This is a genomic window from Nostoc sp. DSM 114159 (assembly GCF_053470285.1).
This window is the reverse complement of record NZ_JBPFEH010000001.1, coordinates 6529908-6544708: the sequence shown is the minus strand read 5'-3', so window position 1 is coordinate 6544708 and position 14801 is coordinate 6529908. Positions and strand designations below refer to the sequence as shown.

At 41.5% G+C, this 14801-nt stretch carries 15 protein-coding genes, 1 CRISPR repeat array and 1 riboswitch; of the genes, 10 read left to right on the top strand and 5 right to left on the bottom strand.

Going from position 1 to position 14801, the window contains the following annotated elements:
- Positions 1-10: 10 nt before the first annotated feature.
- Entirely contained in the window at positions 11-523 is a 513-nt protein-coding gene (locus tag ACR5KR_RS27695) for a hypothetical protein (protein WP_448268709.1), read from the bottom strand.
- A 413-nt stretch (positions 524-936) separates the two neighbouring features.
- On the opposite strand from ACR5KR_RS27695, the gene ACR5KR_RS27690 reads away from it, so the two are divergent.
- The 7 genes from ACR5KR_RS27690 to ACR5KR_RS27660 all read left to right on the top strand — a co-directional run bounded on the left by ACR5KR_RS27690 (position 937) and on the right by ACR5KR_RS27660 (position 8439).
- Positions 937-2592 (top strand): alpha-keto acid decarboxylase family protein, encoded by a 1656-nt coding sequence (locus ACR5KR_RS27690; protein WP_448268708.1) that lies wholly within the window; start codon positions 937-939, stop codon positions 2590-2592.
- Between the two features lie 485 nt (positions 2593-3077).
- Positions 3078-3249, top strand: a riboswitch (cobalamin riboswitch).
- A gap of 22 nt (positions 3250-3271) precedes the next feature.
- The gene (locus tag ACR5KR_RS27685) at positions 3272-3688 is read left to right on the top strand and encodes a DUF1636 domain-containing protein (RefSeq protein ID WP_445628444.1); all 417 of its coding nucleotides are present in this window, start codon (positions 3272-3274) and stop codon (positions 3686-3688) included.
- Between the two features lie 2 nt (positions 3689-3690).
- Complete coding sequence (locus ACR5KR_RS27680) at positions 3691-4428, top strand: cobalt-precorrin-6A reductase (protein ID WP_448270353.1); 738 nt, start codon at positions 3691-3693, stop codon at positions 4426-4428.
- Positions 4429-4517: 89 nt separating this feature from the next.
- Entirely contained in the window at positions 4518-5120 is a 603-nt protein-coding gene (locus tag ACR5KR_RS27675) for a PEP-CTERM sorting domain-containing protein (RefSeq protein WP_448268707.1), read from the top strand.
- A gap of 756 nt (positions 5121-5876) precedes the next feature.
- Complete coding sequence (locus tag ACR5KR_RS27670) at positions 5877-6746, top strand: inositol monophosphatase family protein (protein ID WP_445628442.1); 870 nt, start codon at positions 5877-5879, stop codon at positions 6744-6746.
- A gap of 83 nt (positions 6747-6829) precedes the next feature.
- Positions 6830-7348, top strand: coding sequence for a GNAT family N-acetyltransferase (locus ACR5KR_RS27665; RefSeq protein ID WP_448268705.1), 519 nt, complete (start codon positions 6830-6832; stop codon positions 7346-7348).
- A 110-nt stretch (positions 7349-7458) separates the two neighbouring features.
- Entirely contained in the window at positions 7459-8439 is a 981-nt protein-coding gene (locus tag ACR5KR_RS27660; protein WP_448268704.1) for a 2-dehydropantoate 2-reductase, read from the top strand.
- Between the two features lie 111 nt (positions 8440-8550).
- Here the strand turns inward: ACR5KR_RS27660 and ACR5KR_RS27655 are convergent, their stop codons facing one another.
- Complete coding sequence (locus tag ACR5KR_RS27655) at positions 8551-8757, bottom strand: hypothetical protein (protein ID WP_448268703.1); 207 nt, start codon at positions 8755-8757, stop codon at positions 8551-8553.
- Positions 8758-9144: 387 nt separating this feature from the next.
- On the opposite strand from ACR5KR_RS27655, the gene ACR5KR_RS27650 reads away from it, so the two are divergent.
- Both ACR5KR_RS27650 and ACR5KR_RS27645 read left to right on the top strand, forming a co-directional pair.
- The gene (locus ACR5KR_RS27650; RefSeq protein WP_448268702.1) at positions 9145-10635 is read left to right on the top strand and encodes an ABC transporter permease subunit; all 1491 of its coding nucleotides are present in this window, start codon (positions 9145-9147) and stop codon (positions 10633-10635) included.
- Complete coding sequence (locus ACR5KR_RS27645; protein ID WP_448268701.1) at positions 10628-11362, top strand: amino acid ABC transporter ATP-binding protein; 735 nt, start codon at positions 10628-10630, stop codon at positions 11360-11362. Before ACR5KR_RS27650 ends, ACR5KR_RS27645 begins: the two co-directional genes overlap by 8 nt.
- Before the next feature lie 341 nt (positions 11363-11703).
- On the opposite strand, the gene ACR5KR_RS27640 is transcribed toward ACR5KR_RS27645, so the two are convergent.
- From ACR5KR_RS27640 to ACR5KR_RS27630, 3 genes are read right to left on the bottom strand one after another with little or no spacing between them, the layout of a single operon-like run.
- The gene (locus ACR5KR_RS27640; RefSeq protein WP_448268700.1) at positions 11704-12192 is read right to left on the bottom strand and encodes an NUDIX hydrolase; all 489 of its coding nucleotides are present in this window, start codon (positions 12190-12192) and stop codon (positions 11704-11706) included.
- Between the two features lie 55 nt (positions 12193-12247).
- Positions 12248-12637, bottom strand: a complete 390-nt coding sequence (locus tag ACR5KR_RS27635) for a type II toxin-antitoxin system VapC family toxin (protein WP_445628434.1) — start codon at positions 12635-12637, stop codon at positions 12248-12250.
- Positions 12634-12876, bottom strand: coding sequence for a hypothetical protein (locus ACR5KR_RS27630; RefSeq protein ID WP_322697324.1), 243 nt, complete (start codon positions 12874-12876; stop codon positions 12634-12636). Before ACR5KR_RS27630 ends, ACR5KR_RS27635 begins: the two co-directional genes overlap by 4 nt.
- A 161-nt stretch (positions 12877-13037) precedes the next feature.
- Between ACR5KR_RS27630 and ACR5KR_RS27625 the strand changes: the two genes are divergently transcribed.
- Positions 13038-13622: an NADPH-dependent FMN reductase gene (locus ACR5KR_RS27625; protein WP_445628433.1), complete on the top strand. Its 585-nt coding sequence runs from the start codon at positions 13038-13040 to the stop codon at positions 13620-13622.
- Positions 13623-13665: 43 nt separating this feature from the next.
- Positions 13666-14786: direct repeats of the CRISPR family, unit length 37 nt; unit sequence GTTTCAATCCCTAATAGGGATTTTGATAAATTGCAAT.
- Between the last annotated feature and the right edge of the window lie 15 nt (positions 14787-14801).

Below are 14801 nucleotides of genomic sequence, written 5' to 3'. Positions count from 1 at the left end.
GCAATTTATTTTAAGCACTAGTTGGCTCTGCATAACCTTGAATATTTTCCGGCTCAAAAGAGCGTAAGATACCCGTAGCACGTCGGGTTAGCTCCTCTGTTCCTTTAACCACTATTAAATACTTGCCTGCATTTAAACGATTGCGATATGGCAAAGCATCACCACTACCTACGGTAAGACCAACTCCACCACCTACTAGATAAGCCCCTAAAACACCAGAAGCTGCTCCTAAAATTCCGCCAATAATATGGCTGCCAATATCACTGAGCGCAAAGATTTCAATACCAGTTAGATAATTAAAGGCATAACCAGCAATAAACCCAAAAGGTACTAACCAGTATAATAATCGCTTTGCTCCTTTACGAGCTTGTTGATTCGGATCAATCAGGTTGTAATCATCAGCACTTTTATAACCATTGCCCAAGATATCTACTTGGTTTGGAGATAAACCATCATTTGTTAAGGCAGAATAAGCTGCTTCTGCTTTTGATTTGTTTGGTAAAACTGCAATGAGGTAATTCATAGAACAAAATCCCACTAGATTATTTTCAAAAATTTTATCAACACTAGGCTATTTTCTAAGTACTCGTTATTTCGGCTACTTTAGTATTATTTTTTCATCGAGCTAAATAGAAAAATCAATTTTATATTTGAAAAATGAACAAACTAAATTGTACATATTAACTAGGACACCAAACCCTAGTCTTGAAAACATCTTTCTCAAGAACCACTTACAAGAAATACTTTTAATTCTTTAGAAATAACTATTTATCTTGATTTTTAACCTTCCGGTAGAAGTTCTTCTTAGATAAACGTCTATGATTATGCTCAGTTTTTAAGCTGAACGGCAAAAGTCACAATCCTATTCTTACTTCAGAGATACGCATCTAAGTTAAAGTTTTCATACTCTAAAGGGGTAAAATTTGGGCTTGGACAATGGCAAAGTTTACTGTTAGCGACTATTTATTGCTTCGTCTGGAGCAAATCGGCATCAAGCATATCTTTGGCGTTGCTGGAGACTATAATATGGAATTTCTCGACTATATTGTTAACCACGATGGCATCGAGTTAATTCCTACTTGCAACGAACTTAACGCATCTTATGCTGCCGATGGTTATGGTCGGATTAATGGTGTTGCGGCATTAGTAACTACCTTTGGTGTTGGTGAACTCAGTGCTATTAATGGTGTCGCTGGCGCTTATGCTGAACACGTTCCGGTTGTAGCGATTACTGGTGCTCCTGCAACTAAAATTCAAGCTCTTGGTTCACTTGTCCATCATACGTTTGGTACTGGTGATTTTTCAATCTTTGCCCGAATGTATCAACAGGTAACGGTGGCTCAAGCATATTTAACAAAGGAAAATGCAACAACGGAAATTGACAGAGTTTTGGGTATCTGTTTGCTGAAGAAATTACCTGTTTATATTTCCATACCTATGGATGTTGCTCTCACAGAGGTTTCTGCACCATCTGATTTGTTTATACCCCCTGTATTTCAGAGTGATGGCGCTACAATAGCAGAAATAGTTGATGTCTGTGTAAATATACTGGAAAAAGCTTCCCAACCTGTGATTATTGCTGATATTGGTGTAGCTCGTTATCACTTGCATGAACAATTGCGAGAACTGCTAACAGCTACCGGATACCCTTATGCCACGATGAACATGGGCAAAGGATTGCTAGAAGAAAGCCACCCCCAATTCATCGGCATATATAATGGTGCTGCCAGTGAGGAATCTGTTAGAAAACGTATTGAGCAGGCAGATTGTGTTTTAACTATCGGTGCTTTGATGACTGATTTCAACACAGGCAAGTTTTCTGCCAAACTCGATCCCAGCCAAACTATTGAAGTGCATGGGGAGTATGTAAAAGTTAAACATGCTTTATACAACAATGTCGCTATGGCAGATGTGCTTTCTGCTTTAAGCCAACGGTTGCAGCACCGCGATCCTCAAACGCTTTACTTCAAATCAGCAACAGAGAATTTAGATCCTGGTTTTATAGAGCCTATCGTTGGCGACTCTTCGGCACCGATTTCGCAGCAACATTTTTGGTATAGATTTGCTCATTTTCTCCAAGAAGATGACATTATTGTTGCCGAGACTGGAACTTGTTTGTTTGGGGCTTCTACCGTTCCTTTACCAAAAGGAGCTACTTTCGTTGGGCAAGTACTTTGGGGCTCGATTGGTTACTCTGTTGGTTCATTACTTGGTTGTGCCATTGCCGCATCACAACGTCGCTCTATCCTACTAGTTGGTGACGGGTCTTTCCAAATGACTGCACAAGAACTTTCAACCATCTTACGCTATAATCTAAAACCGATTATTTTTTTACTCAACAATGATGGATATACTATAGAGCGTGATATTCACGGTGAACGTATGCCCTATAACGACATTCAACCTTGGAATTATCATCAGCTTCCTGAAGTTTTCGCTGGCAATGCCTGGGCAATTAAAGTTAGTACCGAATCCCAGTTAGACAAAGCATTACAAACAGCTCAACAAAACCATGACCAACTTGCTTTTATTGAGGTTGTCATGGATAAAATGGACAGCCCAGAGGTTCTGTTGAAAATGTTACAACAATAAAGCAACATACTGCCTCATCAACTTACATCTAGTTCTCTACCTTGGCTTGATTTATTAGGTACAGAATACGGCGATGCTTTGTGTTGTTCGCTCAAAATTGTAGATGTCCACCCCTTAAGTTCTAACTGATACAGTTAAAGTAACGTGAGTTCGACAAGCCCTTTTTTGACCTCTCTCCCAACCCCTCCCCGACACGGAGAGGGGAGCCAAAACCCTAATCTTTCGTAGCTCCTCCCTTTGCCTGTGGGAGAGGGAGGTTGTCCGGGAGAAGTTCATCGAACTCCTAAGAAACAAGGCAGGAGGCAGGAGGCAGGAGGCAGAAGGGAAGAGGATTTGACTTGTTTCTTTCGCCCTTCCCGCAGGTGCGCCTCCGTTGGAGACTCACGTTAAAGTAGTAAAGATGCACAGTATTTTATCTAGTTGTCGTCCAGTTTGAGCGTGAGCGCAAAGTTTGCTGTTTCGTATTCTCCGATAACTTTAGTGTACGATCGATAAGGTTATTCGGTTCTGGTGGGAGTCAGCCACCAGAGGTAACGGGGAAAGTTCGGTGCAAATCCGGCACTGTCCCGCAACTGTGAACTAATTTGAGATTCAGGAACTAAATCGAAAATCTCAAATTGAGTGAGTCAGGATGCCCGCCGAAATAGATTTATTAGTTTCACATATCTGCGAGGTACAGATGACTACGACTGTAAATATTTCCCCAACCAGTCCAATGGAAGTTGCTGAACATACTTTATTTGTTTGCAAAACCTGTGCCAGTGTTTGGCAAAATGGAAAACGCTTAGGTGAAAGTGGTGGTGAAAAACTTTTACACCAACTTCAGCAGCTGGCACAAGATTGGGAGTTACGAGATCGATTCCCGATTCAGGAAGTTGAATGCATGAGTGCTTGTAATCGTTCTTGTGTAGTTGCCTTTAGTGCCAAAGGCAAATTAACATATTTATTTGGTGATTTAGCCGTTGATGGGAGTGCGTCTGCGGTATTGGAATGTGCTAGTCAATACTATGCTAAAGCAGATGGTTTGCTGCCTTGGTCAGAACGTCCAGAAGCGATGAAAAAGGGGATTTTAGCAAAAATTCCACCTTTATCTTAATGATGCGCGTTTTGATTCTGGGTGGGACAGGTGATGCAGCAGAATTAGCTGCCAAAGTTACGACTATCCAAGGGTTAGAAGTAATCACCTCTCTAGCTGGCCGCACCCGCGAACCGTCAGTACCTCTGGGCGATTTACGGGTTGGAGGCTTCGGCGGTGTGGCTGGATTGGCTAGCTATCTGCGAGTCATGCAAATCGACTTATTAATTGATGCAACCCATCCTTTTGCTAGTCAGATTTCCTGCAATGCGGCAGATGCAGCAACGGAAGTTGGAGTTCCCCGTTTGATGTTAATCCGTCCGCCTTGGGAAAAAGAAAGTGGCGATCGCTGGATTGAAGTTGATAGTGTTGCAGCCGCAGCAACCGTGCTGCAAAATCAGTCACAGCGAGTGTTTTTGACAGTTGGTAGGCAAGAACTCGCCGCTTTTGCTCATTTAGAGAAAATTTGGTTTTTGATGCGGATGATTGACCCTCCTAGCGATGATGCTTTAGTACCGCCGGGGATGGTATTGTGCGATCGCGGCCCTTTTACTCTCAATAATGAAAGACAAATTCTGATTCAGAATAACATTGATACCATCGTCAGCAAAAATAGCGGTGGCGATGCCACAAAGCCCAAGATAATTGCAGCGCGAGAACTCGGCGTAAAGGTTGTGATGGTAAATCGTCCAGCGATCCCGCCAGGGGAGCAGGTTAGTAATGTTGATGCTGCTTTGGCGTGGTTATGCAATCGCTGCTAAGGAAATAGCCAAGATTGATAATACTATCTTTCCTTCCGTATAATACACGGGAGCCTTCTACAAGATCCGCGATCGCAGTAACGACTTCCATGAAAAATCTAACTCTATCTGCCATAGCCCTCGTCACCACATCTGGATTAGTTTTCGGGACAATGCCATCTGCTTCTGCTTTAAGTTGGAGTTGGAATTATTCTGGTACTGGCATAGAGGCGAATGGTACTTTCACCACTAATGACACCCCTAATGATTTGGGTTTTTACTTAATTACTGGAATTACTGGTACGCGAAATGGTGAAACAATTACTGGTTTGCAACCCGCTGGGACTCCGATCCCCGGAAACGAACCTTTTAATGTTGATAATTTAATTAGTCTTAATACTCAGCAGTTAACAGGTGATGGTTTTGGGTATTCCACTTCGGGAGGAAACTATTCTAGTCCATTTTTTGCGAGTTTTTTGCCGACACCAGGTTATTTAGAGGTATTTTCTGCGCCGCCAATCATACCAGGTTTTGAAAATTTAGGATTAGAAGATAGTGAGTTACCTATTAGTTTTTCTGCAACTATAGTCACTGTTCCTGAACCTACTTCTATCCTGAGCTTACTCATTCTTGGTACTCTTGGCACATTTTCAGTACTCAAAGGCCACAATCTATCCAAATTTACTCAGAAGAAACTCGAAAAAGTTTCCTAAAACCATCAATAACAATTCAAAATTGTACCCTTATAGGGATCTTGCTACGCGTTTATGTGGCGGCCAAGATGCCATTGGTGTCAACTTAAGTTAAAAAGCCTTTTCAAATCTCGTTTCCAGCCTAGAGGCTGGAAATGTTGCTCTTGGCGGCTCTGCCGCCAGCAAGGGAGGCGGAGCCTCCTTGACGGCATTCCCAGTCGGAGACTGGGAACGAGACAATATCTAAAAGCTGGTTATAGGCTGACTTTCACGTTAAGTTGACACCAATGGCAAGATGCTCACCCCACAATATTGGATAATTTATTTCTTGGAGTTCCCTTAACAATGCAAGCCACCGCATTAACAATGTAAGCCACCGCATTAACAAGGCCGCCGATCCATTAACAATGCAAGCCGATGCATTAACAAGGCCGCCGATCCATTAACAATGCAAGCCGATGCATTAACAAGGCCGCCGATCCATTAACAATGCAAGCCGATGCATTAACAATGCAGCCGCCGCATTAGCATTGTAGGGTATGGTCAAATTTAATTCGCGATTATTTAATGAAATACTGTACTAAGTGTTGACGTTCGGTCTTAGACTCTTAAATTTACTAGAAAACTTGCGATTTTTCTATGGTTCATTGAAACATACAGATTAAAGTAATATAGCAACGGTGGTATCATTGCATCCAAATGATACCGTAATTTTGTCTAGATATAGAATTCTATCGCCTGCTGACGATAGACTATTTCTAAAAGGAGTTTGCTGCAATGTCCACAACACCAACTACTCGATTAATTTTAGAGACTTTACTTCCCCATCTGAAAGTAGCAGCAGCCTATGCCCATTTTCTACAACCAAAAATTGCTGCACTTCCTGCCAAAGAACAAGCAAACAACTTTTTTAGTGCCGCCCTTACTGATGCAGATGTGGCTATTCAAAATCTAGTAGAAGTAGTATTACTAGGAACTTTTCCAGATATTCGCTTTTATGGTGAAGAATATGAAAGTTCTAATAATACCAAATATTTTCGCGCTATCGAACTCGGTTCAGAAGGTGATTACTTAGTAACACTTGACCCGATTGATGGTACGAAGTTTTATATGGATGGACATTCTAATTATCAAATTATTCTCAGTATTCTAAATGCGGATGACTTTGAAGCCGTAATTGCCATTTCTCCTGCCCAAAACGTTTATTTTTACGCCCTTCGAGGTGAAGGTGCTTTTAAAGGCACGCTAGACATGAACTTAGAAGCCTGTGCCCCATTAGATATAACATCCGCCAAACCTTCTATTTTATTGGGGTGGGGAATGAATTCCATCGCACATTTATTAAAAGATCGATATAAAGTAATCGATATAGCGAATGATTACTCTAGTGATATTCAAATCCCCAATCTCAATGGTATTCTCAGTGGCGATTTGAGTGGGGCAGCGATTAAATCGGGCAAATTTCTTGATAGTGCTGCACTCGCTTTTATTGCAAAAGAGGCTGGCTGGATTGTAACTACTCTGGACGGTTCGACTTTACCGCCACTGCATACTTGTCAAAATTATAGTATGCCTGGATTGATTGTAGCTGCCTCAAAATCTGTTTATCAAGACCTGCTGTCAGCGCTGCAAAGCGTAGCTGTTTGAGGGTTAATCAATATCGGGTACTGTTACATTCACAGATTGATGTTGAAGGTAAGCTAGTCGAAGGTATTCGGTCTAGATCGCAAATGAAAATGTACTCTCAACGACTCTGTTTAGAACCACTAGAACCATATCATGCCGAACTGCTTTTTAATGGATTACAGAGTGCTAGTATATACAAGTTTATTGAAGATGTGCCGCCACAAAGCGTTCAATTGCTTCGCGATCGCTACGTGGTTTTGGCACGTCGTCAATCACCGGATGGAACGGAGATTTGGTTGAACTGGGCTGTCTGGTCTATTGTGGAGAAATGCTACGTTGGATATGTTCAAGCAACAATTACTATAGATAATAGTGCAACGCTTGGATATGTATTTTTCCCTAATTTCTGGGGAAAAGGTTATGCGCTCGAAGCGGTGAAGTGTATGATTAATTATTTAGTTGAGACATACAAAAATCTTGATTTTAGTGCTGACGTTGATGTAAAAAATCACCGTTCTATTGCCTTACTACAGAATCTAGGGTTTGTCAGATCGACATTTTTTAAAAATATTGAGTCTAACCAAGATGAATTCAACCACGAAGTACAGTACCGCAAACATTGATAGATAATTAATTCAGATAATACCACTTTCTATAAATCTCACCCCGCTTTTTGCTGAGGGTAAAAGCGACTGGATACCGTATTCCACGACTTAATAATTCTTTTGAACAAATGAAAATCTGTATTGTTGGCGCGGGTGCGATTGGTGGATATTTAGGGGCAAAATTGGCACTAGCAGGTGAAGAGGTGACATTAATCGCGCGTGGTTCTCATTTGGAGGCAATTCAAAAAAATGGGCTGAAGTTGTTCATGGCAGATGGTTCTAGCCAAATTGCTACTCCATTTCTGGCAACTAGCGATATCCAGTCAGCAGGGGCGCAAGATGTAGTAATTTTAACTGTGAAGGCTCACAGTGTTCCGGCGATCGCACCTTTTCTCCCAGCACTCTACGATGCTCAAACAATGGTGGTGACAGCCCAAAATGGCGTTCCTTGGTGGTACTTTCGTCAGCATGGCGGTGAGTTTGAAGGTACGCGAATTAAATCTGTCGATCCAGATGGGATTATTGAAACTAGTATCGGTGCTGAACGCGCTATTGGTTGTGTGGTTTACCCGGCAACTGAGATAATTGAACCAGGTGTAATTAAACATATTGAAGGCGATCGCTTTACTCTGGGTGAAATCAACGGTAGTAAAAGCGATCGCATCCAATTATTGGCACAAACTTTAAAACAGGCAGGATTCAAAGCACCAATCCGCAATCAAATTCGCACGGAAATTTGGATCAAGTTGTGGGGAAATGTGGCATTTAATCCGATCAGTGCCTTAACTGGCGCGACTTTAGAGGATATTTGCCGCTATCCCCTCACCCGCGAACTAGCAGGGCGAATGATGAGTGAAACTCAAGCGATCGCAGAAAACTTAGGTATAAAATTTGGCATCACTTTAGAACAGCGAATTAATGGCGCAGAAAACGTTGGCGCACACAAAACCTCAATGTTGCAAGATATTGAAGCCGGACGCGCTACGGAGATAGATGCGATCGTTGGCGCGGTGGCAGAATTAGGAAAACTTACTCAAATTCCCACACCTTATATTGATGCAATTTATGCCAGCGTTAAGCTGCTGGAAGCGACTAAAGTCAGAATTTGACAGTCCCGAAGTTTTCATGGGATTAAGGGACTTCCAAGTAATAAAATATCACAATATTTCTTGTGGGACGAACATCTTGCCAGTGGTGTCAACTTAAGCTCAAACTCCCTTTCAAACCTCGTTTCCAGCCTCTGGCTGGAAATGCTGCTCATTGCGGCTCTGCCGCAAGTCTTGAGGCTCTGCCTCAACGACGAACATCCCCAGTCGGAGACTGGGAACGAGACAACCGAGACAATATCTAAAAGCTTGTTCTCGGCTGGCTTTCACGTTAAGTTGACACCAATGGCATCTTGCCCGTCCTGTGAATTGAGCGCTCATGTTGCCCACCCCACAAGATTGAATAATTTATTGGAGTTCCCTAAGCAGAGACTTTACCATGCATTAATTAGGGCTTGTAAGTCGATGCAATGGCATAACATGTCGATGCAATGGCATAACATGTCGATGCAATGGCATAACATGTCGATGCAATGGCATAACATGTCGATGCAATGGCATAACATGTCGATGCAATGGCATAACAAGCCGATGCAATGGCATAACAAGCCGATGCAATGGCATAACAAGCCGATGCAATGGCATTGCAGGGCAAGAAGTAGGGAAATATTTAGAAAATTTGTGTGTACACCATAGCCATTCAGCGGACATGATATCACAGGTATTATTTGCTCGATTGATGTAGCAGTTTAAGGTGCGGAATATTTTATGAAGAAAAAAAAAGGATGGCTATTAACGATACTGGTTGTAGCAGCAGTAGGAATCAGCATCATCACAGGACATAGTAATTCTCTAAAAGCTGCTTCATCTTTGGGTAAAGACACGCTGACGATGATTACTTCCCCAGATTATCCTCCTTATGAGTTTTATGATACGAAAGGAGGCGATCGCCAAATTGTTGGCTTTGATATAGATATTGCCAAAACCCTTGCTGAAAAACTAGGGTTTAAACTTAAAATAATGGAATCTGATTTTAATGGGTTAATTCCTGCACTCCAAGCAAATCGCGCTGATTTTGTCATGGCTGGGATGACTCCGACTCCAGAACGTCAGAAAAATATTGATTTTTCAATTATTTATTACGAAGCTAAAGATACTATTGTCGCTCCTAAAGGTAGCAATCTGAAGCAGCCCCAAAACTTATCAGGAAAAAAAGTTGGGGTGCAACTAGGAACGATACAAGAACAAAATGCTGAGAAAATTGCTAAAAAAGTTGCGGGTATTCAGCTAAAGCAACTCAACAAAGTGCCGGAAGTAGTTCAGGAAATCAAATCTGGGCGAATTGATGCCGCAATTGTTGAGGATACCGTCGCGAAGGGATTTGCCCAAGCTAACCCAGATTTGGAATTTAATACTATTCCCTCAGAAGAGGCAAGTGGATCGGCGATCGCTTTTCCTAAAGGTTCTTCTTTTGTAGAACCGTTTAACAAAGTCCTTCAACAAATGAAAGACGATGGCACATTGCCTAAACTAGTAACCAAATGGTTTTCACAGAATACCGCCGCCAATTCTGCATCTTCAACTCCTGCTAAAGGCGGATTGAATCTCGACTTCACCAGAATTCTTCCCGACATTCCCTTTATTCTGCGGGGAATCCCATTAACTTTGTTGTTTACCCTATTATCTGTAACCTTGGGGTTAATTTGGGGAACAATCCTGTCTCTGTTAAAAATTCTCGGCATCAAGCCGCTTACCTGGGTTGCGAACGCCTACACCTCTGTTTTTCGAGGTACACCTTTGCTATTACAGTTGGCATTAGTTTACTACGCAACACCCCAGCTTACAGGCTATGATATTTCTGCATTGGAGGCTGGGGTGCTAACTTTTACCCTGAATTCTGGCGCTTATATGTCGGAAACCATCAGGGGTGGAATTCAAGCGGTGGATAAAGGACAAAGTGAAGCGGCGATGTCTATGGGTGTTCCCTATTGGTTGATGATGTGGGATGTGATTTTGCCCCAAGCATTGAAGAACATTCTCCCCGCATTGGTAAATGAAACTATTGGACTACTCAAAGATTCCGCGCTGGTGTCAACTATTGGGGTAGTGGAAATATTACGCAGCGCCCAAATTGTTGGTGCAAACAAATATATTTATTTTGAACCACTGCTATTTGCAGGGTTAATCTACTATGTTTTGGTAATGGGTATGACCTTGGGTGCATCCGCTTTAGAAAGGAGGTTACGGGAAAGTGAGTAATGTAGTCATTCGCACGGAATTCTTATGTAAATCCTTTGGCAAACTCGACGTACTCAAAGATATTTCCACTGAGTTTTACCAAGGGGAAGTGGTTGCCATATTAGGCCCTTCTGGTTCAGGTAAGTCTACCTTTCTGCGATGCATAAACTTGTTGGAACAACCCACCAGAGGCAGAATCTACTTTCACGACCAAGAAATTACCAATCCCAAGGCCAACATTGCGAAAGTACGCCAGCATTTGGTGATGGTATTTCAACATTTTAATTTGTTTCCCCACATGAATGTGCTGGAAAATGTCACCTACGCGCCCATAAAGGTGAAAGGAGTAAACAAGCAAAAAGCAGCAGAACATGGCTTAGAATTGCTGAAGAAGGTAGGTTTAGAATCAAAAGTGTCTGTGTATCCATCCAAACTATCTGGGGGACAGAAACAGCGAGTAGCGATCGCCCGTGCATTAGCAATGGAACCTGAGATGATTTTATTTGATGAACCCACCTCTGCACTAGATCCCGAAATGGTCAAAGATGTGCTGGAAGTGATGAAAGCTTTAGCACTATCTGGAATGACAATGGCGATCGTTACTCATGAAATGGGCTTTGCCAAAGAAGTTGCCAATCGGATTATGTTTCTCGATCGGGGAAGTTTAGCTGAAGATACTACTCCTAGCGAGTTTTTCCAAAATCCTCGCTGCGAGCGCGCCAAGCAGTTTTTAGAAAAAATGCTTTAGGGACTGACAAATAAAAAAATATCCCAAATTTTATTGTGGGATGGGCATCTTGCCATTGGTGTCAACTTAAGCTAAAACTCTTTTCAAATCTCGTTTAAAACCTCGTTTTCAGCCTCTGGCTGGAAATGCTACTCTTGGCGGCTCTGCCGCGAGGAGAGGGAGGCGGAGCCTCAATGAGGGGCATTCCCAGTCGGAGACTGGGAACGATATAATCTGCGAAAAGCTTTTTCTAGACTGGCTTTAACCTTAAGTTGACACTAATGGCATCTTGCCCGTCCCCAATATTAGGACGGGCAAGATGCCCATTCCACAAAATGGATAATTTATTTTTTGGAAAACTCTTAGAATAATTGAAATTCGCCGCTTTTTTTGTATTCTTGAAACTTTTCTAAAACGGGGCGATCGTTTGGCATTAATGTAGGTAAATCTATCAAATCAAAAAATTCCAGCGCCAGCGATTCTCCATCTAAGCAAGCGAGACTACCTGACCATTCAACGGCTCGCAAAATTAAAATGAAATTTTGGACGCGATCGCCATTAGGATAAGTTACAGCTTCAAAGGATGGGTTAGAAGAAAATCCCACAGCTGCAAAACGCTTAACCGTTAAACCAGTTTCTTCAAAAACCTCTCGTGCTGAACATTCTTCGGCAGATTCACCTATTTCAGGACAACCGCCAGGTAGCCCCCAAAGTTTGAAATCACTCCGCTTTTGCAATAAAACGCGCCCCAAATTATCCTCGATAATCACGCGTGCCCCAAATAATAGAAGTAGGCGATCGCCTACAATTTGTCGTAACTTGCCGAGATAAGAATCTGACCAATTCGCCATAATCTGAGAGAAAGTTTGTAAAGAAACTCTAAAAGTAACAAATAGCGATCTAAATCTACTTCAGTGTTTTCACACCAGAGTAGTTAATAATCTTGGTATCTGAAGTTAACAAAGGACAATCATAAAATCTGGCTGTAGCCACAATAAGTTGGTCAAATGGGTCGCTATGGAAGCCGTTTAATTGAGTTGAGTCAATGATTATCGGCACAGATAAATCTAATAGTTGTACTCCTGGATAACTCAAAGCAGCTTCTAGCCATTTGTCAATAGCCAAAGGTAAAACTAGTCTTTTTTTTTCTATCAATTTGGCTACTTCCCAACAAGAAAGAATGCTGATTCCTAAACCATCAGACTTGTAATCTTGTAACCATTGTCGCTGTTGCTTAGTCAGTCGTGAATCGTTCTGAACCCACCAAACCCAAATATGAGTATCAAGTACAATCATTGCAAAACTTCCCAGTCCTCTAGGGCGACGGGTTCTGTTGGATCGTCATAACGGTATGGCTGTGTGTTGTGTAATAGATTTGGATTTGTCTCAAATTTGGGTTTAGGCGCTGCTTGGTGGTGTGGAGTTTTCGTTTCCAGAATAATCACTTCCACAGCATCTCCGGCATGAAAGGGTAAACCGCGTAGTGTCAAAGTTCCATCTTCAGTTAAAACGACTTCTATCTTGTGAGCATTCATATTTCGACTCCAAAGGCAAATTTTCAGTCTTCACTAGAATTAGTGTAATTTTGTAACTTAGAAAAAGTTTGTAAAGAAACTCTAAAAGTAACAAATAGCGATCGCCTGAAAACAGGATAATGCAGCTGAACAGGTTAATCCTTCCCATTCAACCTAGAATTATGGCATCTACACCGAAAATCCTCGCCTTTGCTGGCAGCACCCGGATAGATTCTTACAACAAAAAACTGGTAAAAATTGCGGCGGCTGGCGCTAAGGCAGCTGGCGCAGAAGTGACTTATATAGACCTCCGCGATTTGCCCTTACCTCTGTATGATGAAGACTTGGAAGCTCAAGAAGGACTACCAGCCAACGCCCGCACGTTTAAGGACTTGATGATTTCTCATCAAGGATTGCTGATTGCTTCGCCGGAATATAACAGTTCACTCACAGCAGTTTTGAAGAACGCCATTGACTGGGCATCTCGTCCATATCAAAATGAAGCACCTTTGGCTTTGACTGCTTTTGCAGGGAAGGTTGCTAGTATTATGAGCGCTTCCCCAGGCGCTCTTGGTGGTTTGCGGGGGCTAGTTCACCTACGCTCTATTTTGGGAAACATCAAAGTTTTGGTGCTTCCCGACCAAGTAGCAGTATCCAAAGCTTATGAAGCCTTTAATGCTGATGGCGCATTAAAAGATCCGAAACAGCAAGAATCTATTGAGCGGTTAGGCGATGGCTTAACAAAGATATTGCTGAAACTTAACTAAATTCTTCAGGTGTTCAGTAAATAATGAACACCTATAAGTAAATATTTTAATCCCTAATAGGGATTTTGATAAATTGCAATTATTTTTTATTGTATCAATCGAGGCAGTAAAAGTGTTTCAATCCCTAATAGGGATTTTGATAAATTGCAATAACCTCTGATTCTTTAACTACACTAACAAATACAGTTGTTTCAATCCCTAATAGGGATTTTGATAAATTGCAATTTTGCTCATTTTTCAATTCCTTACACCGATCGCTTATCCAGTTTCAATCCCTAATAGGGATTTTGATAAATTGCAATAGCGATGGAGGAAATGCGGCTAATCGTTCACCGAGTTTCAATCCCTAATAGGGATTTTGATAAATTGCAATATTAATGCCTAACACCGGAATTTTTAGGAATGTTGTTTCAATCCCTAATAGGGATTTTGATAAATTGCAATAGTTAATGATTTTCCACCTGATGATTAATTATTTGTTTCAATCCCTAATAGGGATTTTGATAAATTGCAATGAAGAAAATTCTCAAGAATCAACAAATTCTCAGTTTCAATCCCTAATAGGGATTTTGATAAATTGCAATACTCAGCATTGAGGTAAAATCCAGCATCCTTGTTTCAATCCCTAATAGGGATTTTGATAAATTGCAATAAAAATCGCGCCGGCCGGAGTGTACCTAGATAATTGTTTCAATCCCTAATAGGGATTTTGATAAATTGCAATAGGTATTGCTGATACTGCCAAAGATGAGGTGAAAGCGTTTCAATCCCTAATAGGGATTTTGATAAATTGCAATTCTGGAAATTGTTGTAGGTTCTCAATCAGTTCTTGGTTTCAATCCCTAATAGGGATTTTGATAAATTGCAATTAATTGCATCGTCTACTGTAGGCAGTGGGCTATCGTTTCAATCCCTAATAGGGATTTTGATAAATTGCAATTATAAATTGCTCTAGCTCGTAGAGGGCGAGGCTTCTAGCTCGGTTTCAATCCCTAATAGGGATTTTGATAAATTGCAATTTTGTCGCCTCTATCCTTCTTTGCTTTAATAATGTGTTTCAATCCCTAATAGGGATTTTGATAAATTGCAATCTACTGCTGTCTCTTCAGCCGTGCCAGCGAGAATTTGTTTCAATCCCTAATAGGGATTTTGATAAATTGCAATAGCGGGAGCCTGAAA

Excerpts from the sequence above, each read along its gene's own strand:
- ACR5KR_RS27695 (WP_448268709.1), bottom strand. The coding sequence starts at position 523 with ATGAATTACCTCATTGCAGTTTTACCAAACAAATCAAAAGCAGAAGCA.
- ACR5KR_RS27690 (WP_448268708.1), top strand. The coding sequence starts at position 937 with ATGGCAAAGTTTACTGTTAGCGACTATTTATTGCTTCGTCTGGAGCAA.
- ACR5KR_RS27685 (WP_445628444.1), top strand. The coding sequence starts at position 3,272 with ATGACTACGACTGTAAATATTTCCCCAACCAGTCCAATGGAAGTTGCT.
- ACR5KR_RS27680 (WP_448270353.1), top strand. The coding sequence starts at position 3,691 with ATGCGCGTTTTGATTCTGGGTGGGACAGGTGATGCAGCAGAATTAGCT.
- ACR5KR_RS27675 (WP_448268707.1), top strand. The coding sequence starts at position 4,518 with ATGAAAAATCTAACTCTATCTGCCATAGCCCTCGTCACCACATCTGGA.
- ACR5KR_RS27670 (WP_445628442.1), top strand. The coding sequence starts at position 5,877 with ATGTCCACAACACCAACTACTCGATTAATTTTAGAGACTTTACTTCCC.
- ACR5KR_RS27665 (WP_448268705.1), top strand. The coding sequence starts at position 6,830 with ATGAAAATGTACTCTCAACGACTCTGTTTAGAACCACTAGAACCATAT.
- ACR5KR_RS27660 (WP_448268704.1), top strand. The coding sequence starts at position 7,459 with ATGAAAATCTGTATTGTTGGCGCGGGTGCGATTGGTGGATATTTAGGG.
- ACR5KR_RS27655 (WP_448268703.1), bottom strand. The coding sequence starts at position 8,757 with ATGAGCGCTCAATTCACAGGACGGGCAAGATGCCATTGGTGTCAACTT.
- ACR5KR_RS27650 (WP_448268702.1), top strand. The coding sequence starts at position 9,145 with ATGAAGAAAAAAAAAGGATGGCTATTAACGATACTGGTTGTAGCAGCA.
- ACR5KR_RS27640 (WP_448268700.1), bottom strand. The coding sequence starts at position 12,192 with ATGGCGAATTGGTCAGATTCTTATCTCGGCAAGTTACGACAAATTGTA.
- ACR5KR_RS27635 (WP_445628434.1), bottom strand. The coding sequence starts at position 12,637 with ATGATTGTACTTGATACTCATATTTGGGTTTGGTGGGTTCAGAACGAT.
- ACR5KR_RS27630 (WP_322697324.1), bottom strand. The coding sequence starts at position 12,876 with ATGAATGCTCACAAGATAGAAGTCGTTTTAACTGAAGATGGAACTTTG.
- ACR5KR_RS27625 (WP_445628433.1), top strand. The coding sequence starts at position 13,038 with ATGGCATCTACACCGAAAATCCTCGCCTTTGCTGGCAGCACCCGGATA.